The 19,930-nt window shown below is 62.0% G+C and carries 17 protein-coding genes; 14 read left to right on the plus strand and 3 right to left on the minus strand.

Annotation, left to right across the window (positions count from 1 at the left end):
* Positions 1–23 precede the first annotated feature (23 nt).
* Positions 24–1,079, minus strand: coding sequence for a biotin synthase BioB (bioB, locus tag CAF73_RS12515; protein WP_007959840.1), 1,056 nt, complete (start codon positions 1,077–1,079; stop codon positions 24–26).
* Between the two features lie 91 nt (positions 1,080–1,170).
* On the opposite strand from bioB, the gene CAF73_RS12520 reads away from it, so the two are divergent.
* From CAF73_RS12520 to rarD, 5 genes are all read left to right on the plus strand, one after another.
* Positions 1,171–1,908 (plus strand): ComF family protein, encoded by a 738-nt coding sequence (locus CAF73_RS12520; protein WP_085702850.1) that lies wholly within the window; start codon positions 1,171–1,173, stop codon positions 1,906–1,908.
* A 56-nt stretch (positions 1,909–1,964) separates the two neighbouring features.
* Positions 1,965–2,729, plus strand: a complete 765-nt coding sequence (locus CAF73_RS12525) for a TOBE domain-containing protein (protein WP_085702851.1) — start codon at positions 1,965–1,967, stop codon at positions 2,727–2,729.
* Positions 2,730–2,797: 68 nt separating this feature from the next.
* On the plus strand, positions 2,798–4,699 hold the full coding sequence (locus CAF73_RS12530) for a PhoX family phosphatase (RefSeq protein WP_085697744.1): 1,902 nt from the start codon (positions 2,798–2,800) through the stop codon (positions 4,697–4,699).
* A gap of 116 nt (positions 4,700–4,815) precedes the next feature.
* On the plus strand, positions 4,816–5,790 hold the full coding sequence (locus CAF73_RS12535) for a serine/threonine protein kinase (RefSeq protein ID WP_085697745.1): 975 nt from the start codon (positions 4,816–4,818) through the stop codon (positions 5,788–5,790).
* 66 nt (positions 5,791–5,856) lie between these two features.
* Entirely contained in the window at positions 5,857–6,744 is an 888-nt protein-coding gene (rarD, locus tag CAF73_RS12540) for an EamA family transporter RarD (protein ID WP_085697746.1), read from the plus strand.
* Between the two features lie 223 nt (positions 6,745–6,967).
* Here the strand turns inward: rarD and CAF73_RS12545 are convergent, their stop codons facing one another.
* Complete coding sequence (locus CAF73_RS12545) at positions 6,968–7,486, minus strand: glycine cleavage system protein R (protein ID WP_007959830.1); 519 nt, start codon at positions 7,484–7,486, stop codon at positions 6,968–6,970.
* 453 nt (positions 7,487–7,939) lie between these two features.
* Between CAF73_RS12545 and CAF73_RS12550 the strand changes: the two genes are divergently transcribed.
* Entirely contained in the window at positions 7,940–10,117 is a 2,178-nt protein-coding gene (locus CAF73_RS12550) for a malate synthase G (protein WP_085702852.1), read from the plus strand.
* A gap of 70 nt (positions 10,118–10,187) precedes the next feature.
* Here CAF73_RS12550 and CAF73_RS12555 read toward each other — a convergent pair whose 3' ends face one another.
* Positions 10,188–10,634: a response regulator gene (locus CAF73_RS12555; RefSeq protein ID WP_085609066.1), complete on the minus strand. Its 447-nt coding sequence runs from the start codon at positions 10,632–10,634 to the stop codon at positions 10,188–10,190.
* Between the two features lie 254 nt (positions 10,635–10,888).
* Here CAF73_RS12555 and CAF73_RS12560 point away from each other — a divergent pair, with 254 nt between their 5' ends.
* From CAF73_RS12560 to CAF73_RS12595, 8 genes are all read left to right on the plus strand, one after another.
* On the plus strand, positions 10,889–12,829 hold the full coding sequence (locus CAF73_RS12560; protein WP_085702853.1) for a putative nucleotidyltransferase substrate binding domain-containing protein: 1,941 nt from the start codon (positions 10,889–10,891) through the stop codon (positions 12,827–12,829).
* Positions 12,826–13,533: a PolC-type DNA polymerase III gene (locus tag CAF73_RS12565; RefSeq protein ID WP_085697749.1), complete on the plus strand. Its 708-nt coding sequence runs from the start codon at positions 12,826–12,828 to the stop codon at positions 13,531–13,533. The genes CAF73_RS12560 and CAF73_RS12565 overlap by 4 nt, the downstream gene beginning before the upstream one ends.
* A gap of 110 nt (positions 13,534–13,643) precedes the next feature.
* Positions 13,644–14,162, plus strand: coding sequence for an RNA polymerase sigma factor (locus CAF73_RS12570; protein ID WP_085702854.1), 519 nt, complete (start codon positions 13,644–13,646; stop codon positions 14,160–14,162).
* Positions 14,159–15,130: a FecR family protein gene (locus tag CAF73_RS12575; protein WP_085702855.1), complete on the plus strand. Its 972-nt coding sequence runs from the start codon at positions 14,159–14,161 to the stop codon at positions 15,128–15,130. Before CAF73_RS12570 ends, CAF73_RS12575 begins: the two co-directional genes overlap by 4 nt.
* Before the next feature lie 161 nt (positions 15,131–15,291).
* Positions 15,292–17,730 carry a TonB-dependent siderophore receptor gene (locus CAF73_RS12580; RefSeq protein ID WP_085702856.1) on the plus strand — a complete coding sequence of 813 codons (2,439 nt, stop codon included), beginning with the start codon at positions 15,292–15,294 and terminating at the stop codon, positions 17,728–17,730.
* Between the two features lie 74 nt (positions 17,731–17,804).
* Positions 17,805–18,935 carry a PepSY domain-containing protein gene (locus tag CAF73_RS12585; RefSeq protein WP_085702936.1) on the plus strand — a complete coding sequence of 377 codons (1,131 nt, stop codon included), beginning with the start codon at positions 17,805–17,807 and terminating at the stop codon, positions 18,933–18,935.
* On the plus strand, positions 18,932–19,111 hold the full coding sequence (locus CAF73_RS12590) for a hypothetical protein (protein WP_085697754.1): 180 nt from the start codon (positions 18,932–18,934) through the stop codon (positions 19,109–19,111). The genes CAF73_RS12585 and CAF73_RS12590 overlap by 4 nt, the downstream gene beginning before the upstream one ends.
* Positions 19,112–19,176: 65 nt before the next feature.
* Positions 19,177–19,806, plus strand: a complete 630-nt coding sequence (locus CAF73_RS12595; protein ID WP_085702857.1) for a glutathione S-transferase — start codon at positions 19,177–19,179, stop codon at positions 19,804–19,806.
* Positions 19,807–19,930 lie beyond the last annotated feature (124 nt).

Genomic DNA, 19,930 nt, shown 5'->3' on the forward strand with positions numbered 1-19,930 from the left:
TTCAGAGGAATCCGCGCAGGTTTTTACACCGCCGCGTTGTAGAACTGCTCGCTGCTCTTCTGCTCCACCAGCGCCTGCTCGATGGCGGCCTGATGCACTTCGTCGGCATGCTCTTCGCGGGCTTCCGGCTGAATGCCCAGACGCGCAAACAGCTGCATGTCCTTGTCGGCCTGCGGGTTGGCGGTGGTCAGCAGTTTGTCGCCGTAGAAGATCGAGTTGGCGCCGGCGAAAAACGCCAGGGCCTGCATCTGCTCGTTCATTGCTTCGCGGCCGGCGGACAGGCGCACGTGAGATTGCGGCATCAGGATGCGCGCCACGGCGAGCATGCGGATGAAATCGAACGGATCGACGTCGTCGGCGTTTTCCAGCGGCGTGCCGGCGACTTTCACCAGCATGTTGATCGGCACCGATTCCGGGTGCTCCGGCAGGTTGGCCAACTGGATCAGCAGGTTCGCGCGGTCATCGAGGGACTCGCCCATGCCGAGAATGCCGCCGGAGCAGATCTTCATCCCCGCATCGCGCACGTACGCCAGGGTTTGCAGGCGCTCGCTGTAAGTGCGGGTGGTGATGATGCTGCCGTAGAACTCCGGCGAGGTGTCGAGGTTGTGGTTGTAGTAGTCGAGCCCGGCCTTGGCCAGCGCTTCGGTCTGATCCTGATCGAGACGACCGAGGGTCATGCAGGTTTCCAGGCCCATGGCCTTCACGCCTTCGACCATCTTCAGTACGTAAGGCATGTCCTTGGCCGACGGGTGTTTCCACGCCGCGCCCATGCAGAAGCGGGTTGAGCCGATAGCTTTGGCGCGGGCAGCCTCTTCGAGGACTTTCTGCACTTCCATCAACTTTTCTTTTTCCAGCCCGGTGTTGTAGTGACCGGACTGCGGACAATATTTGCAATCTTCCGGACAGGCGCCGGTCTTGATCGACAACAGGGTGGAAACCTGGACGCGGTTGGCGTCGAAATGCGCGCGGTGCACCGTCTGCGCCTGGAACAGCAAATCGTTGAATGGCTGAACGAAAAGTGCTTTGACTTCGGCCAAAGTCCAGTCGTGACGCAGGGTGGCAGTGGTGCTGGCGCTCATGGGCGTTTCCTTGGTTATGCTTGGCTGGCGCCTGGGGAAACGGAATACCCACAGGCACGACACGGATGTTCGGCATATTTAAGGAAGAGTCATGCGCTGTCAACCACACTACAAAAGGCCGGTTTACATCTGGTTAAAAAACAAACAACACTGTTTATTGTGTGACGAACCGGCAGACGGGCAAATCCCGATCTGCACTGCCTGTGAAACCGATCTGCCGTGGCTGGGCGATCAATGCGTGACCTGCGCCCTGCCCCTCGCCGCCAGCCTGACCTGTGGTGCCTGCCTGCAGGATCCACCGGCCTTTGAACAAGTCGCCGTGCCATGGACTTACAGCTTTCCCATGGACACGCTGATCACCCGCTTCAAGCACAACGGCAAATGGCCGCTTGGCCACTTGCTCGCCGACGTTCTCGGCGAGTTCCTGCAACATCGCTTCGAAGAAGACCTGCCTCGCCCGGACGCCCTGCTGCCGGTGCCGCTTGCACCGAAACGCCTGCGCCAGCGCGGCTTCAATCAAGCGGCGATGCTGGCGCAGTGGCTGGGCAAGTCACTCGACCTGCCTTGCGAAGAGCACAACCTCTTGCGCGTGCAGGATACCGACGCCCAGCAAGCCCTCAATGCCAAGGCACGTAAAAGCAATCTGCGACACGCCTTCGCCCTCAGTCCCGATGCCCAGGTGAAAGGCCGGCACCTGGCCCTGGTCGACGACGTGCTGACCACCGGCGCCACCGCCCAGGCGCTGGCCCGTTTGCTGATGAACGCCGGCGCCGCACGGGTGGATGTGTACTGCCTGGCCCGCACGCCAAAACCCGGCGACCCGGCTTGACGGATACGCCTCGAGCCGCCAACGTCCTCCCTCAACCCTTCAGCAAAGCGTCCGCCATGTCCTTGCCCACCCTGTTGTCCCAGCACATCGTCCGCCGTCCGCAGCGCATCGCCTTGCTGCAACACATCGCCGAGCAGGGTTCGATCACCCGCGCCGCGAAAAGCGCCGGCCTGAGTTACAAGGCGGCGTGGGATGCCATCGATGAGCTGAACAACCTCGCGCAAAAGCCTCTGGTCGAGCGCGCGGTCGGCGGCAAGGGCGGAGGTGGCGCCAAACTGTCGAGCGAGGGCGAGCGAGTGCTGCGCCTCTATCAGAAGCTGCAAGCCTTGCAGGCCCAGGTACTTGAAGCCGCCGAGGATGCCAGCGATCTGGACCTGCTCGGTCGGCTGATGCTCAGGACCAGCGCGCGCAATCAACTGCACGGCAAAGTCGTGCAGATCGAAGGTCAGGGCCGCAACGATCTGATCCGCCTTGAGCTGGCCGAAGGTCTGTCGATCGACGCGCAGATCACCCACGACAGCACTGTGCACCTGGAGCTGCAACCGGGCACGGAAGTGGTGGCGCTGATCAAGGCCGGCTGGCTCGAACTGCTCGCGCCCGAGGCTACGCCTGCCGTCGGACACAACCTTTTGAACGGTCGGATCGAGGCGATTCTCGACGCCGAAGACGGCCCCAGCGAAGTACGCATCGCCCTGCCCAATGGCCAGACCCTTTGCGCGCTGGCCGAACCGCTGGACTTGCGCAGCCGTGGTCTGAAGGTCGAGCAACCGGTGCAGGTGCAGTTTTCCCCGTCGAATGTGCTGCTGGGCACACCGCTCTGACAGCGCTGCAACGAAAGCGTCATCGACCCGCATTAAGGTGGCTGCCAAAACCATGCAGGGAGCCTGATGTGAGCCTATTAGAAGAAAACCAATCCACAGACCTGGAAAAAATGGTCGGCCTGAGCCGTCGCGGTTTCATCAGTGCCGGCGCGCTGTGCGGCGCGGCGATGTTCCTCGGCGGCAACCTGCTGAGTCGCAGCGTACTGGCCGCCAGTGTCAGCGCCGGCAACAGCCGTTTGCTCGGCTTCGACAGCATTCCGGCGGCCACCACCGACACCATCAGCCTGCCCAAGGGCTACAAGTCGTCGGTGCTGATCAGCTGGGGTCAACCGCTGCACAAGAACGGCCCGGCCTTCGACCCGAGCGGCAATGGAACCGCGGCCGCACAGGAAGTGCAGTTCGGCGACAACAACGACGGCATGAGCCTGTTTGAATTCCCGGGCGAGAAAAACCGTGCGTTGATGGCGATCAACAACGAATACACAAACTACCGCTACCTCTATCCGCACGGCGGCCTGCCGCAATCGGCCGAAGACGTGCGCAAGGCCCTGGCCTGCGAAGGTGTGTCGGTAATCGAAGTCCAGCGCAAGAACGGCCAATGGCAGTTCGTTCAGGGCTCGCGCTACAACCGGCGGATTCACGGTAACTCGCCGCTGCGGATCAGCGGCCCGGCCGCCGGCCACGAGCTGATGAAAACCAGCGCCGACAAGCATGGCAAGAAAGTCCTCGGCACCTTCCAGAACTGCGCCAACGGCAAGACGCCGTGGGGCACTTACCTGACCTGCGAAGAGAACTTCACCGACTGCTTCGGCAGCAGCAACGCCCAGCAGCAGTTCGACCCGGCGCAGAAACGCTACGGTGTGACAGCCGCCAGCCGCGAGATCAACTGGCATCCGTTCGATCCGCGCTTCGACCTGGCGAAGAACCCGAACGAGCTGAACCGTCACGGCTGGGTCGTGGAAATCGACCCGTTCGACCCGCAATCGACCCCGGTCAAACGTACCGCCCTCGGTCGCTTCAAACATGAAAACGCCGCACTGGCCGAGACCGACGACGGTCGCGCCGTGGTCTACATGGGCGACGACGAACGCGGCGAGTTCATCTACAAATTCGTCAGCCGCGACAAGATCAATCATCGCAACGCCAAGGCCAACCGCGACATCCTCGATCACGGCACGCTGTATGTGGCCAGGTTCGATGCCGGTGACGGTAATCCGGATCACCCGAAAGGCCAGGGCCAGTGGATCGAGCTGACCCACGGCAAGAACGGCATCGACGCCAGCAGCGGTTTCGCCGATCAGGCCGAAGTGCTGATTCACGCGCGTCTCGCCGCCAGCGTGGTCGGCGCCACGCGCATGGACCGTCCGGAATGGATCGTGGTCAGCCCGAAAGACGGCCAGGTTTATTGCACCCTGACCAACAACGCCAAACGCGGCGAGGACGGGCAACCGGTGGGCGGGCCGAACCCGCGCGAGAAGAACGTCTACGGGCAGATCCTGCGCTGGCGCACCGACCGCGACGATCACGGTTCGAAGACCTTCGCCTGGGATCTGTTCGTGGTGGCCGGCAACCCGAGCGTGCACGCCGGTACACCGAAGGGCGGCTCATCGAATATCACCCCGCAAAACATGTTCAACAGCCCCGACGGCCTCGGCTTCGACAAGGCTGGCCGACTGTGGATTCTCACCGACGGCGACTCGAGCAACACCGGTGATTTCGCCGGGATGGGCAACAACCAGATGCTCTGCGCAGATCCTGCGACCGGTGAGATTCGCCGGTTCATGGTCGGACCGATCGGTTGCGAAGTCACCGGGATCAGCTTCTCGCCGGATCAGAAAACCCTGTTCGTCGGGATTCAGCACCCGGGCGAAAACGGCGGTTCGACCTTCCCCGAGCATTTGCCGAACGGCAAGCCGCGCTCGTCGGTGATGGCAATTACCCGTGAGGATGGCGGGATCGTCGGCGCCTGATCGGGCGACGTTCTGATCGTTCCTGTGCGCTGCACGGGAACGATCCCACTCAAGACAGCCCGTCTGCGCTACCATGCCGAGCCGGACGCAGCAGCCTGCTGCGCGCAGGAGTCAGCATGGCCCACCCGTTTGAAACCCTCACCCCAGACCTCGTGCTCGATGCCGTCGAAAGCATCGGTTTCCTGAGCGACGCGCGCATTCTGGCGCTCAACAGTTACGAAAACCGCGTCTATCAGGTCGGCATCGAAGACTCCGAACCGCTGATCGCCAAGTTCTATCGCCCGCAGCGCTGGACCAACGAAGCGATTCTGGAAGAGCACCAGTTCACCTTCGAACTGGCTGACGTCGAAATTCCGGTGGTGGCGCCATTGATCCATAACGGTAAAACCCTGCACGAACACGCCGGCTTTCGTTTTACCCTGTTTCCCCGTCGCGGCGGCCGGGCGCCGGAGCCGGGCAATCTCGATCAGCTGTATCGCCTCGGCCAGTTGCTCGGGCGCATGCACGCAGTCGGCGGGACCCAACCGTTCGAGCACCGCGAAGCGTTGGCCGTGCAGAACTTCGGCCATGACTCGCTGACCACGTTGCTGGAAGGCAACTTCATCCCCAGGAGTCTGCTGCCGGCCTACGAGTCCGTCGCCCGCGACCTGCTCAAGCGTGTGGAGGACGTCTACGCCAACACCCCGCACCGGAACATCCGCATGCATGGCGACTGCCACCCCGGCAACATGATGTGCCGCGACGAGATATTCCACATCGTCGACCTTGACGACTGCCGCATGGGCCCGGCGGTGCAGGACATCTGGATGATGCTCGCCGGCGATCGTCAGGATTGTCTGGGACAGTTGTCGGAATTGATGGACGGCTACAACGAATTTCATGACTTCGACCCGCGCGAACTGGCGCTGATCGAACCGCTGCGCGCCTTGCGCCTGATGCATTACAGCGCCTGGCTGGCCCGGCGCTGGGACGATCCGGCGTTCCCTCGCAGCTTTCCATGGTTCGGCAGCGAGCGGTATTGGGGCGATCAGGTATTGGCGTTGCGTGAGCAACTGTCGGCGCTGAACGAAGAGCCGTTGAAGCTTTTCTGACACGACACGTCTATACAACTGCCCGTACAATCGCTGCTTTGTTAGCTGCCTAAGCAAGGACTCTGCATGCAAGCCGCCAACCCGCGTCGCGGGTACATTCTGGGCCTCAGTGCCTACATCATCTGGGGATTGTTCCCGCTCTACTTCAAAGCCATCGCCGAAGTGCCGGCAGTGGAAATCATCATTCACCGGGTGCTGTGGTCGGCGCTGTTCGGCGCGCTGCTGTTGATGGTTTGGAAGCATCCCGGCTGGTGGCAGGAACTGCGCGACAACCCGAAACGCCTGGCGATTCTCGCGCTCAGCGGCACCTTGATCGCGGCCAACTGGCTGACCTACGTCTGGTCGGTGAACAACGGCCGGATGCTGGAAGCGAGCCTCGGTTACTACATCAACCCGCTGGTGAATGTGTTGCTGGGCATGCTGATTCTGGGCGAACGCCTGCGGCGCATGCAGTGGCTGGCGGTCGGTCTGGCAACGGTCGGCGTGGCTCAGCAGGTCTGGCAGGTGGGAAGTCTGCCGTGGGTGTCGCTGGTGCTGGCGCTGACTTTTGGTTTCTATGGGCTGATCCGCAAGCAGGCACCGGTCAAGGCGCTGCCGGGGCTGGTGGTGGAAACCTGGATGCTGGTGCCGATCGCCCTCGCGTGGCTGCTGTTCAATCCGACCGCGACCAGCGCCCAGGCCGAGTTCTGGACGACATCCGAAGCCTGGTGGCTGGTGGCGGCCGGCCCGGTGACACTGGTGCCGCTGGTGTGCTTCAACGCAGCGGCACGGCACCTGCCCTACACCACCCTCGGTTTCCTGCAATACCTGGCGCCGACGTTGGTACTGCTGCAAGCCGTATTGCTGTTCGGCGAACACCTGTCGTCCAGCACGCTGATCGCCTTCATGTTTATCTGGGCCGGCCTTGCGGTGTACAGCGTCGATGCGTGGATGAGCCTGCGCCGACGCAGCTGATCAAAAAACGTACAAACCTCCACAGGCCACGGTTCTCGTGGCCTGTATCGTTCCTTCCCAAGGTTATCCACAGCGTGATCCCCGCCGTTTGTGCGCAAGTCACTGAATGTTGGCGGTTTTTTGATCAGTCCTCGCCAAGCCACGGCTGACGTGGCCTGACGCGCGGTCTCTACAGGTTATCCACAGGCAGGTGCACGCTAAAACTGGATAACCCTTCCCGCGCTCACGGATCGGTGCGCAGCACCAGTTCCACCATCAAGTCATCGGCCAGGGTTTCCAGCCGCGATTGCAGAACATCCAGCGACAGGGTCAGCGGCACCGCGAGAATCGCCTCGGCGTGGAACAGCGGTTCGCTGCTCATCGGCGCCGGGCGCACTTCAGTCACCAGTCGTTCGAGGTTGACGCCCTGCTCGCTCAGCAACCGGGTAATGTCGCGCACGATGCCCGGACGATCATTGCCCACCAGTTCCATGGCGATCGGTTTCCAGGTGCAGGCCTGCTCGATACCGCTTTCGGCCACCAGCACGCGAATGCCCTGCGCCGACAAAGCTTGTAGGGCATCGACTAATTCGTCGTAAGCCTCTGCCGGCACTCCCACGCGCAGAATCCCGGCGAACTGCCCGGCCATCCGCGACATGCGGCTTTCCAGCCAGTTACCGCCGTGTTCGGCGATGCATTGGGCGATGCGCTCGACCTGCCCGGGCTTGTCCGGTGCGAAGACGGTGAGTACGAGGTGATCCATGGCGCAGCCCTCTGTCATGACTTTTGTTATAGAAAAGCAAGTATAGGCAAGCGTTCGACAGACGCCTCAGACGCTCGAAATCACAAATCGTGTACAACTTTTTATATTTAGCTGGAACAATCCATTGGTTTTTTGAGAACATCCCGTTCCGCGCCGTGACCGCAATGCGTCATGGGGTCGCAGAACGACGTAATTAGTCTGATTTTCACAACCGCAACTCATCATGTAGTATGCCGCAGCGCGCACTACATAACGCTGGATCGATGTCTGCCCAAGGCACGTTCGCAACCCTGAAAGCCCCGTCAGCAAGGCCCCCAAGCCGTTGATTGGTCCCAACCCAGCCGCCAGCGATGGCATGTACTGGTCGAGGGGTTTGTGGTTTAAATGGCCAGAGGCTTCATTGTTAAATTGAAGAGCTGAAAAGCGAAATAGCTGAGCAGAGTGAGGCAAGCAATGACTGAACACGTTCAAGTCGGTGGCCTGCAGGTCGCCAAAGTCCTGTTCGACTTCGTGAACAACGAAGCCATTCCCGGTACCGGCCTCACCGCCGAAAAATTCTGGGAAGGTGCCGACAAGGTCATTCACGACCTGGCGCCGAAGAACAAAGCCCTACTCGCCAAACGCGATGACTTCCAGGCTCGTATCGATGGCTGGCACCAGAGCCGTGCCGGTCAGCCGCACGACGCCGTGGCCTATAAAGCCTTCCTCCAAGAGATCGGTTATCTGCTGCCAGAAGCGGCTGATTTCCAGGCAACGACGCAAAACGTCGATGACGAAATCGCCCGTACCGCCGGCCCGCAACTCGTGGTTCCGGTGATGAACGCCCGCTTCGCCCTCAACGCCTCGAACGCCCGCTGGGGTTCGCTGTACGACGCCCTGTATGGCACCGACGCCATCAGCGAAGCCGGCGGCGCGGAAAAAGGCAAAGGCTACAACAAGGTGCGTGGCGACAAAGTCATCGCCTTCGCCCGTGCGTTCCTCGACGAAGCCGCGCCACTGGCGACCGGCTCCCACGTCGACTCCACCGGCTACAAGATCGCTGACGGCAAACTGGTCGTCACCCTCAAGGGCGGCAGCACCAGCGGCCTGCGCAACGACGCACAGCTGATCGGCTTCCAGGGCGACGCCAATGCGCCGATCGCGATCCTGCTGAAGAACAATGGCCTGCATTTCGAAATCCAGATCGATGCCAGCACCCCGGTCGGCCAGACCGATGCCGCCGGCGTCAAAGACATCCTGATGGAAGCGGCACTGACCACCATCATGGACTGCGAAGACTCCGTGGCTGCCGTCGATGCCGACGACAAGGTGGTGATCTACCGCAACTGGCTGGGCCTGATGAAGGGCGACCTGGCGGAATCCGTCACCAAGGGCGGCCAGACCTTCACCCGCACCATGAATCCGGATCGCACCTACACCAAGGTCGACGGCAGCGAACTGACCCTGCACGGCCGCTCGCTGTTGTTCGTGCGCAACGTCGGCCACCTGATGACCATCGACGCGATCCTCGACAAGCACGGCAACGAAGTACCGGAAGGCATCCTCGACGGTCTGGTGACTTGCCTGGCGGCGATGCACAACCTCAATGGCAACACTTCGCGCAAGAACACCCGCACCGGTTCCGTCTACATCGTTAAACCGAAGATGCACGGCCCGGAAGAAGCGGCGTTCACCAACGAGCTGTTCGGTCGCATCGAAGACGTGCTGGGCCTCAAGCGCAACACCCTGAAAGTCGGGATCATGGACGAGGAACGCCGTACCACGGTCAACCTCAAGGCCTGCATCCAGGCGGCCAGCGAGCGCGTGGTGTTCATCAACACCGGCTTCCTCGACCGCACCGGCGACGAAATCCACACCTCCATGGAAGCCGGCCCGATGGTGCGCAAGGCTGACATGAAGGCCGAGAAGTGGATTGGCGCCTACGAGAACTGGAACGTCGATATCGGTCTGAGCACCGGCCTGCAAGGTCGTGCACAAATCGGTAAAGGCATGTGGGCGATGCCCGATCTGATGGCAGCGATGCTGGAACAGAAAATCGCTCACCCGATGGCCGGCGCCAACACTGCCTGGGTTCCATCGCCGACCGCCGCTGCGCTGCACGCGCTGCACTACCACAAAGTCGACGTGTTCGCCCGTCAGGCCGAGCTGGCCAAACGTGCCCGCGCTTCGGTCGATGACATCCTGACCATTCCGCTGGCGGTCAACCCGAACTGGACTCCGGAGCAGATCAAGAACGAACTGGACAACAACGCCCAGGGCATTCTCGGTTACGTGGTGCGCTGGATCGACCAGGGCGTGGGTTGCTCGAAAGTGCCGGACATCAACGACGTCGGCCTGATGGAAGACCGTGCGACGCTGCGTATCTCCAGCCAGCACATCGCCAACTGGCTGCGCCACGGCATCGTGACCGAAGCGCATGTGATGGAAAGCCTCAAGCGCATGGCGCCGGTGGTGGACCGTCAGAACGCCAACGACCCGCTGTACCGTCCGCTGGCCCCGAACTTCGACAGCAACATCGCCTTCCAGGCGGCGGTCGAACTGGTGATCGAGGGCACCAAACAGCCGAACGGCTACACCGAGCCGGTCCTGCACCGTCGTCGTCGCGAGTTCAAGGCTGCCAACGGCCTGTAACCTGCGCTGATGCCGGACATGAAAAAGCCCTGATCTTTCGATCAGGGCTTTTTTGTTTGCGCCGCACTGGCTAAGGCTCGATGCCCAGCTCATGCCTGACCAGTCCAAGCAACTTGGCCGTATCGATCGGCTTGAGCAGAAAGTCCACCACGCTCAAATGCATCGCCGCAATCGCATCCTTCACGTCCGCATCGCCCGAGACGATGATGATCGGCATCGCTGCCCGTACCGATTCACGCACTTGCCGAATCAAGTCCAGCCCACCGACATTGCCCATCCGCAGATCAGTGATTACCAGGCCAATGGAAGGTTTTTCTTCAAGCATCTTCAGTGCGGACTCGCCGCTGGCCGCAGTCAGGCAGCGAATGCCATCCAGTGCCAGGATCTCCGACAACAACTCGCGGGCATCCTTGTCGTCGTCGACGATCAGTACCCGCTGCGGCGGCAGATCGGGTTCCAGCATGACGGCGCTGAGTGCTTCGCGCTCGGCGTCGCTCAAAATATCGTGGTCGGACATGGCGTTCTCTACGTTTTCAAAATCGATCCCCTGGCACAGTGGTCAGACATCGCTGGGCAGAGCTTAAATGTGCACTTCGTCGGATTTTTTTCCAAGGGGCGAACCGAAGAATTTCCGACTGATTTTGTAGGGCATATCCGAAAACTCCCCAATGGCATGCCAAACCTAGACTTACGTCCAATGGGCACCCCGCGCGATGGGGTCGACCATGGCTGCAACGATCCGACAACAACAATTCGAAAAAGACTGCGGTAATGGTTATGAGTAAAGCGGACGCCTTCACCCAGGCAGGGAAAACCGCGGTGTTGCAGAACATTCAGGGCACTTTGCAATTTCTCCAGCGCTTCCCCCCATTCAATCAAATGGAACATGCCCACCTGGCCTACCTGGTGGAGCAATGTCAGCTGCGCTTCTACGGTCAGGGCGAGAGCATCATCAAACCTGCCGACGGGCCGGTCGAACACTTCTACATCGTCAAGCAGGGCCGGGTGGTCGGCGAGCGTCCGCATACGGCCAAGGGCGGCACCGAAACCACGTTTGAAATCACTACCGGCGAGTGTTTTCCCCTCGCCGCGCTGCTCGGCGAACGGGCGACCCGCACCGAACACCTGGCCGGCGAAGACACCTTCTGCCTGCAACTGAACAAACTGGCATTCATCAAACTGTTCGCCCTCTCCGGCACCTTCCGTGATTTCGCCCTGCGCGGGGTCAGCAGCCTGCTCGATCAGGTCAATCAGCAAGTCCAGCAAAAAGCCGTGGAAACCCTCGGCACCCAATACTCGCTGAACACCCGTCTCGGCGAATTGGCCATGCGCCATCCGGTGATTTGCAGCCCTGCCACCCCACTGCGCGAAGCAGTGAAGCTGATGCACGAACAACAGGTCGGCAGCATCGTCGCGGTGGACGAACACAAGGCGCCGCTGGGGATTTTCACCCTGCGCGACCTGCGGCATGTCGTGGCTGAAGGGGTTGGCGATTTCAGCGAGCCGATCGAACGGCACATGACCCGCTCGCCGTTCTATCTGTCGCCGGATCACAGCGCCTTCGACGCGGCGATTGCCATGACCGAACGGCACATCGCTCACGTATGTCTGGTCAAGGATCGACGTCTGTGCGGCGTGGTTTCCGAGCGGGACCTGTTCTCGCTGCAACGGGTCGATCTGGTGCACCTGGCACGGACCATTCGCAGCGCCCAACGGGTTGAACAACTGGTGACCCTGCGCGGCGAGATCGGCCAACTGGTGGAGCGCATGCTCGCTCACGGCGCGTCTTCGACCCAGATCACCCACATCATCACCCTGCTCAACGATCACACCGTGAGCCGGGTTATCGAACTGACCCTTGCCGAAAAAGGCGATCCCGGCGTGCCATTCAGTTGGCTGTGCTTTGGCAGCGAAGGCCGGCGCGAGCAGACCCTGCACACCGATCAGGACAACGGCATTCTGTTCGACGCGCGGGATGCAGCCCATGCGGCGGAGATTCGCGGCAAGTTGCTGCCGATCGCCCAGCAGATCAATAACAGCCTGGCGCAATGCGGCTTCACCCTGTGCAAAGGCAATGTCATGGCCGGCAATCCGCAGCTGTGCCTGTCCCGCGCCGAATGGGCCCGACGCTTTGCCGCGTTCATTCGCGAGGCGACGCCGGAGAACCTGCTGGGCTCCAGCATTTATTTCGACCTGCGGGTGGTCTGGGGTGACGAACAGGGCTGCGAGCAATTGCGCCGGGGAATTCTCGATCAGGTTGGCGACAACCGGCTGTTCCAGCGGATGATGGCCGAGAACGCCTTGCGCAACCGTCCGCCGGTCGGCCGCTTCCGTGAGTTCGTGCTGACGAAAAAGAACGGCGAGAAAGCCACGCTGGACCTGAAAATCCAGGGCCTGACCCCCTTTGTCGACGGTGCCCGTCTGCTGGCGCTGGCCCATGGCATCGACGCCAACAACACCCTCGAACGCTTCCGCCAGCTGGTGGATAAACAAGTCATCGACCGGCTGGATGGCGCCGCGTACGAAGAGGCCTACCATTTCATCCAGCAAACGCGCATGCAGCAGCATCAACTGCAGAGCCGGGAAAACCTGCCGTACTCGAACCGGGTCGATCCCGACAGCCTCAATCATCTGGACCGGCGCATCCTGCGTGAATCCCTGCGCCAGGCCCAGCGCCTGCAAAGCAGCCTGACCTTGCGGTATCAGCTATGAGCCTGTTTTCGTGGATGCGCCCGGCCAGCCCCGTTGTGCCGGTCGACTTGCAACAACGCCTGACGAAACTCCCGGCCATCGGCGAACTGCGCGAATGCAGCCTGCGCGAACAGCGCTGGGTGGTGCTGGATCTGGAAACCACCGGGCTGAACCTGAACAAGGATCGGGTGCTGTCGATCGGCGCGGTGGTGATCGAGGACGGTGCGATCGACTTCAGCCAGCAGTTCGAACGCACCCTGCAATGTCGCGAGCTGAAACTCGGCCCGAGCGTGTTGATTCACGGCCTGGCCCCGAGCGCGATTGCCGCCGGCAGCGAGCCCTCCGAAGCTCTGGTCGAGTTGCTGGAGTTTATCGGCGACAGTCCGGTGCTGGCGTTTCACGCCTCGTTTGACCAGCACATGCTCGGCCGCGCATTGAAGGAACATCTGGGGCACAAGTTGCAGACGGTGTTCCTCGATGTGGCGCAGATCGCTCCGCTGCTATGCCCGCAGGCACACATTCGCGAGGCGGGGCTGGACGAGTGGATCGACTGGTTCAAGCTCGAAGTGTTCGAGCGTCACCATGCAAGTGCCGATGCGCTGGCCACGGCGGAACTGGCGCTGATCCTGTTCAGCCGGGCACGCCAGCAGCAGATCCACAGCCCGCTGAATCTGCAGCAACGCCTGAGTCAGTGGAAACGCCGCCAACAGACGCATTCGTTCTGAATCCGGGTTGTCGCCCGACAACCCGACCGGTGGCCAATTGCTAACCATTCCCACCTCTGCCACAATCGCGAACAATTCTCGTTAGTTAACACTTCCCAGTCGGTGTCGTCGTGTCTTCAGCCCAAAGCCCTCACAGTGAGCTCGTCGGTGCGTTGTATCGCGACCACCGCGGCTGGCTGCTGGCCTGGCTGCGCCGCAACGTGGCTTGCCCGCAACGCGCCGAAGACCTGAGCCAGGACACCTTCGTGCGCCTGCTCGGCCGCGACGAGTTGCTGACGCCCCGCGAGCCCCGGGCGTTTCTGGTGGCAATCGCCAAAGGCCTGCTGTTCGACTACTTCCGCCGTGCAGCGTTGGAACAGGCGTATCTGGCCGAACTGATGCTGATCCCCGAGGGCGAACAGCCCTCTGTCGAAGAACAGCAACTGATCCTCGAAGACCTCAAGGCCATCGACCGCATGCTGGGCAAGCTGTCGACCAAGGCCCGCGCCGCTTTCCTCTATAACCGTATCGATGGCCTGACTCATGCCGAGATCGCCGACAAACTCGGCGTGTCGGTCCCGCGCGTGCGCCAATACCTGGCCCAGGGCATCCGCCAGTGCTACATCGCGCTGTACGGTGAGCCGACATGAGCCCGGCCAGTTCCCGACCGGTTCCGGCCCATGTGCTGGACGCGGCGATTGCCTGGCAATTGACCCTCGATTCCAGCACGCCACTGGAGCGCGAAGAGTTCGCCAAATGGCACGCGGCCAACGAAGAACACGCACGCGCCTGGCGCCAGCTGGGCATGCTCGACCAGCGTTTGAGCGTGGCCAATGGCCCGGCGCGCAGCGCATTGCTGCAATCGCGCGAAGGCATTCGCCGTCGGGTGCGCAAGCTGGGCAGCGGGCTGGCCAGTGTTGTCGCGGTGATCGGTCTGGCGTTGTTTGCCGGCGAACGTTATCTGCCGCTGGATTACTGGCTCGCCGACCAACGCACCGCCACCGGCGAACAGCGCACCGTGCGCCTGGCCGACGGCACCGTGCTCAACCTGAATACCCACAGCGCGGTGGATGTCCGCTTCAATGAAAAGCAGCGGCTGATCGTGTTGCAGGAAGGCGAAATCCTCGTCGAAACCGGGCACGGCGATGCGCGGCCGTTCATCGTTGAAACCGCCGAGGGCAGCATGCGCGCCCTGGGCACGCGGTTCCTGGTCAAGCGCGAAGACGCCGGCACCCGTCTGAGCGTGCTGCAATCAGCGGTCGCGGCGCATCCGCAATCCGATCCGAAGGAACAGATCCTGCGCGAAGGCCAGCAAGTGCTGATCCGCCACAACGGTCTGGATTCGGTGCTGGCGCTCAACCCCGGCGCCGATGCCTGGACCCGCGGCATGTTGGTGGTGGACAACGCGCGCCTGGAAGACCTGGTGCATGAACTCGGTCGTTATCGTCGCGGCCATCTGGGTATTGCGCCGGACGTTGCCGACCTGCGCATCACCGGCAGCTTCCCCCTGCACGACACCGACAAGGCGCTGAACGCCTTGCTGCCGAGCCTGCCGGTGCAGATCGAGCAGCACACACCGTGGTGGGTGACCGTGGCCAAGGCTGATCCGAAGCCCTGACACACCGCGTTGCCTGCTCGCCCCCATGAAAACGGACTTTCTGCTGACTCGCGCAGCGATGTCGTTCGTTAATCGAAATTATTTTCATCCAGCCCTATCACTTTTCGAATCTCGTCCGGCACACAGGCAATTGAGAAATATTTCCATTCAGGAGCCGCCGTATGTCCCGTTCGCTAGACACCTTGTTGCGCCCCAGTTTGCTGGCGGTCGCCATCGCCCTTTGCACCCCGCTGGCCAGCAGCCAACTGATCGCCGCTGAACAGGCGTCGAGCGTGCGCGCCTACAACCTGCCGGCGGCACCGCTGTCGACCACCCTGAACCAGATCGCCAGCCAGGGCGGCCTCACACTGTCGCTGAACCCCTCGCTGGCGGCGGGCAAGACCTCGGCGCCAGTCAATGGCCAATATGACGCGGCCGGCGCCCTGCGCGCGGCCCTGCGTGGCACCGGTCTGCAACTGGAACAGAGCAGCGCCGGTACTTACACCCTGGTCGCCGTGCCGGAAGGCGTGATGGCTCTGCCGGAAACCTCGGTGATCGGCGTGGAAAACTATGAAAGCGCCTGGGGCCCGGTCGAAGGCTACACCGCCACTCGCACCGCCGCCGGCACCAAGACCGACACCGCGCTGGTCGAGGCGCCGCGTTCGATTTCGGTCGCCACTCGCCAGCAAATGGAAGACCGTGGCGTGCACAGCCTCGATGACGCCGTGCGCTACATGCCGGGCATCACCGCCAGCAGCTACGGCAGCGACACCCGGATCGACTGGCTGCGCGTGCGCGGTTTCGAACCGACCCAATTCCTCGACGGCCTGCCGCTGCCTCGCGGCATTTATGCCAACCCGAAACCGGAAACCTGGAACCTCGACCGCCTCGCCCTGCTGCGCGGCCCGGCTTCTTCGGTATACGGCCAGACTCCGCCGGGCGGACTGCTGGACATGGTCAGCCGTCGTCCAAGCGATGTGCAAAGCAGCGAAATCCAGTTGCAGTACGGCAGCGACAACCACCGTCAGATCAACTTCGCCAGCACCGGCAAGATCGACGACGCCGGTCAGTTCCTGTATGGCATCAGCGGCGTGGTGCGTGACAGCGACACACAGATCGACCACATCGAAAACAAGCGCTACAACATCGCCCCGAGCCTGACCTGGAACATCGACGAAGACACCAGGCTGACCTTGCTCTCGCAGTTCACCCGCGACGATACCGGCGTCACCAGCCAGTTCTACCCGATCCAGGGCACCAAGATCGACATGCCGTTCGGCAAGATCTCCCATCACAAGAACCTGGGCGATCCTGACTACGACTTCTACGACCGCACTTACTACGCGCTCGGCTATGCCTTTGAACACCGCATCAACGACGTTTGGCAGTTCAAACAGAATCTGCGTTACACCAAGTCCGACCTGTCGTTCCAGACGGTGACCGTCAACAGCTACAACCCATCCTTCGCCGGCTTCACCGTCGACGATCAGGGCAATGTCGGTCGCGGTACCACCAACGTCGATGAGGACATCAGCCAGTTCGCCGTGGACAACAACTTCCAGGCGGACTTCGCCACCGGCGATATCCGTCACACCTTGCTGCTCGGTCTCGACCATCAGCGCAGCAACGACAACTACACCTCGATCTTCGGCTCCGCACCGGACATCAACGTCAACAACCCGGTCTACGGCCAGACGATCATTCGTCCACCGCGCTCCTCGGCGTTCTATGACTACAACCAGAAAACCTACCAGAGCGGCCTCTACGTGCAGGACCAGATGGCCCTGGACCAGTGGCGCCTGACCCTGGGCGGCCGCGAAGACTGGGTGCACACCAGCACCAGGTTCTTCAACAAGGGCGACGCCACCAACACCCAGCGTGACAAGGCGTTCAGCGGTAACGCGGCGATCAGCTATGTGTTCGACTCGGGTTTCGTGCCGTACCTGTCGTACGCCGAATCCTTCCAGCCAACCAGCGGCGCCGATGCCACTGCCACCGACTCGTTCAAGCCCACCGAGGGCAAGCAGTGGGAACTGGGCATCAAGTACCAGCCACCGGGCAGCAAGACTCTGCTCAGCGCAGCGGTGTATGACCTGACCCAGAAGAACGTCTCGGTCAACTCAATCGTCAACAACGTGACCATCACCAGCCAGACCGGTGAAGTGAAAGTCAAAGGCCTGGAGCTGGAAGCCGTCTCCGACGTTACCGATAACCTGAAAGTCATCGCCGCCTACACCCTGGCCAAATCCGAAGTGCAGAAAGGTGTCGACAAGGGCAACCGTCTGCAACTGATGCCGAACCAGCAAGCCTCGCTGTGGACCGACTACACCTGGCACAGCGGCGTACTCGACGGCTTCGGCATCGGCGGCGGTGTGCGCTACACCGGCAACACCTACGGCGACAAGGCCAACACCTGGCTGGGCAAGGCGGACGCCTACACCGTGTTCGACGCCGCTGTGCATTACGACCTCGGCCGTCTGGACAACAGCCTCAAAGGCGCGTCGCTGGCACTCAACGCGACCAACCTGTTCGACAAGGACTACATCTCCACCTGCGACGGCTTCTATTGCTACTACGGTGACCAGCGCAGCGTCATCGCCAGCGCCACCTACAAGTGGTAAGCGCCTGAACTGAAACAGGCCCTGCAACCAGGCCGTTCCTCGTGGACGGCCTGGGTGTTTTTGAAGGTCATGAAATGAAAAGTAAAACAATTCGTCGCTGGTCCTTCGTCCACACCTGGACCAGCCTCATTTGCACCGTGTTTTTGCTGCTGTTGGCCCTGACCGGCCTGCCGCTGATTTTCCATCACGAAATCGACCACCTGTTGGGCGATGCGCCCGAGTTGCGGTTGATGCCGGCGGACACGCCGCATCTGAACCTGGCGCAACTGGTCGAAGCGGCGGAGAAGCATCGGCCCGGTGAAGTCGTACAGTATTTCGGCTTCGAAGACGACGAGCCGAATGCAGTGCTGACCATCATGGCCAAGACCGCCGGCACCGAGCCCAACTCCTCGCACACCTTCATGCTCGATGCGCGTACCGGCGAAGCGCTGGAGATGCCATCGGCCAACGGGGGGCTGATGCTGTTCATCCTGCGTCTGCACGTCGACATGTTCGCCGGGCTGCCGGGCAAGCTGCTGCTGGCGTTCATGGGTTTGCTGTTCGTAGTCGCGATCGTGTCCGGCACGGTGTTGTACCTGCCGTTCATGCGCCGTTTGAAGTTCGGCACGGTGCGCCAGGACAAATCCACCCGCCTGCGCTGGCTCGACCTGCACAACCTGATCGGCGTGGTGACCCTGACCTGGGCGCTGGTGGTGGGTGTGACCGGCGTGATCAGCGCCTGCGCCGATCTGCTGATCGCCGCATGGCGCGCCGATGCGCTGACCACCCTGATCGCGCCCTACCGCGATGCCCCGCCGCTGACGCAACTGGCCCCGGCCACCCGGGTGCTGGACATCGCCGCAAGCGTCACACCGGAGATGAAGCCGGACTTCATCGCATTCCCCGGCACCCGCTTCTCCAGCGAGCACCATTACTCGGTGTTCATGAAAGGCGGCACTCACCTGACCTCGCACCTGCTGACCCCGGTACTGATCGACGCCAGCACCCTGCAAGTCACGGCGGTGGCAGAACGACCGTGGTACATGGACGCCATGGGCATGTCGCAGCCGCTGCACTTCGGTGACTACGGTGGCATGCCGATGAAAATCCTCTGGGCCACGCTGGACGTGCTGACCATCATCGTCCTCGCCAGTGGCGTGTATTTGTGGGTGGTACGGCGCAAGGCTGCGAAACCGGTACTGGAAGCGGCGGAGGCCTCTGCATGAAGCCGCGTCAGTCGAATTTCTGGAAGGTCTTCAGCACGCCGCTGGTGATCGCGCTGCTGAGTGCGGCGGGCCTGTTCGCGGCGCTGCTGGGCGACGGGATCTGGGATGGCTTGAGCTGGATTGGCCTGGGCGTTCCGGCCGCCATTGCCCTGCGCGGATTGCTGCAACGTCGCTGAACGGCTTGAGCCTGACGGGCAACGCGCTATGCTGCCCGTCATTGCCCCTGACCGAGACCCTGCCGATGTCCGCTCCCAGCATGACCCTGTTCCACAACACCCTGTCCCCGTTCGTGCGCAAAGTCATGGTGCTGCTGCACGAGACCGGCCAGCAGGATCGCGTCGCGCTGCAGGACTGCGTGCTCAGCCCTGTCAGCCCGGACGCCGCCCTCAACGAAGACAACCCGCTGGGCAAGATCCCGGCCCTGCGCCTGGCCGACGGCAACGTCATCCATGACAGCCGGGTGATCCTCGATTACCTCGACCACCAGCACGTCGGCAACCCGTTGATCCCCCGCGACGGCTCGGCCCGCTGGCGGCGCCTGACCCTGGCCTCGATGGCCGACGGAATCATGGACGCCTCGGTCATGGTGCGTTACGAGCAAGCGCTGCGTGCTCCGGAAAAACACTGGGACGAATGGCTCGAGGCCCAGCGCGAGAAAATCCGCCGCGCCCTCGCCCTGCTGGAGCGCGACGCGATTGCCGAGCTGACCTGCCACTTCGACGTCGCCTCGATCAGCGTGGCCTGTGCGCTGGATTATCTGGATCTGCGCTTCCCGGATCTGGGCTGGCGTGACGCCAACCCGCAACTGGCCAACTGGTTCTTTGAAGTGAGCCAGCGGCCGTCGATGATTGCGACCATGCCGAAGGTCTAGGCCGACTGTTCCGGCCCCTTCGCGAGCAAGCTCGCTCCCACACTGGTCCTGGATGCGACGGAGCAATCTGAAGCAACACCCTTCCTGTGGGAGCGAGCTTGCTCGCGAATGCAACAGCGCGGTC

Source organism: Pseudomonas sp. B15(2017), from assembly GCF_002113215.1.
Taxonomy (GTDB): domain Bacteria; phylum Pseudomonadota; class Gammaproteobacteria; order Pseudomonadales; family Pseudomonadaceae; genus Aquipseudomonas.

Bases quoted from the DNA above. Each gene is read 5' to 3' on its own strand.
- CAF73_RS12590 (WP_085697754.1), top strand. From the start codon at position 18,932: ATGAAGCCGCGTCAGTCGAATTTCTGGAAGGTCTTCAGCACGCCGCTG.
- CAF73_RS12595 (WP_085702857.1), top strand. From the start codon at position 19,177: ATGTCCGCTCCCAGCATGACCCTGTTCCACAACACCCTGTCCCCGTTC.
- CAF73_RS12555 (WP_085609066.1), bottom strand. From the start codon at position 10,634: ATGTCCGACCACGATATTTTGAGCGACGCCGAGCGCGAAGCACTCAGC.
- CAF73_RS12525 (WP_085702851.1), top strand. From the start codon at position 1,965: ATGTCCTTGCCCACCCTGTTGTCCCAGCACATCGTCCGCCGTCCGCAG.
- CAF73_RS12545 (WP_007959830.1), bottom strand. From the start codon at position 7,486: ATGGATCACCTCGTACTCACCGTCTTCGCACCGGACAAGCCCGGGCAG.
- CAF73_RS12520 (WP_085702850.1), top strand. From the start codon at position 1,171: ATGCGCTGTCAACCACACTACAAAAGGCCGGTTTACATCTGGTTAAAA.
- CAF73_RS12585 (WP_085702936.1), top strand. From the start codon at position 17,805: ATGAAAAGTAAAACAATTCGTCGCTGGTCCTTCGTCCACACCTGGACC.
- CAF73_RS12575 (WP_085702855.1), top strand. From the start codon at position 14,159: ATGAGCCCGGCCAGTTCCCGACCGGTTCCGGCCCATGTGCTGGACGCG.
- rarD (WP_085697746.1), top strand. From the start codon at position 5,857: ATGCAAGCCGCCAACCCGCGTCGCGGGTACATTCTGGGCCTCAGTGCC.
- CAF73_RS12560 (WP_085702853.1), top strand. From the start codon at position 10,889: ATGGTTATGAGTAAAGCGGACGCCTTCACCCAGGCAGGGAAAACCGCG.
- bioB (WP_007959840.1), bottom strand. From the start codon at position 1,079: ATGAGCGCCAGCACCACTGCCACCCTGCGTCACGACTGGACTTTGGCC.
- CAF73_RS12565 (WP_085697749.1), top strand. From the start codon at position 12,826: ATGAGCCTGTTTTCGTGGATGCGCCCGGCCAGCCCCGTTGTGCCGGTC.
- CAF73_RS12535 (WP_085697745.1), top strand. From the start codon at position 4,816: ATGGCCCACCCGTTTGAAACCCTCACCCCAGACCTCGTGCTCGATGCC.
- CAF73_RS12550 (WP_085702852.1), top strand. From the start codon at position 7,940: ATGACTGAACACGTTCAAGTCGGTGGCCTGCAGGTCGCCAAAGTCCTG.
- CAF73_RS12580 (WP_085702856.1), top strand. From the start codon at position 15,292: ATGTCCCGTTCGCTAGACACCTTGTTGCGCCCCAGTTTGCTGGCGGTC.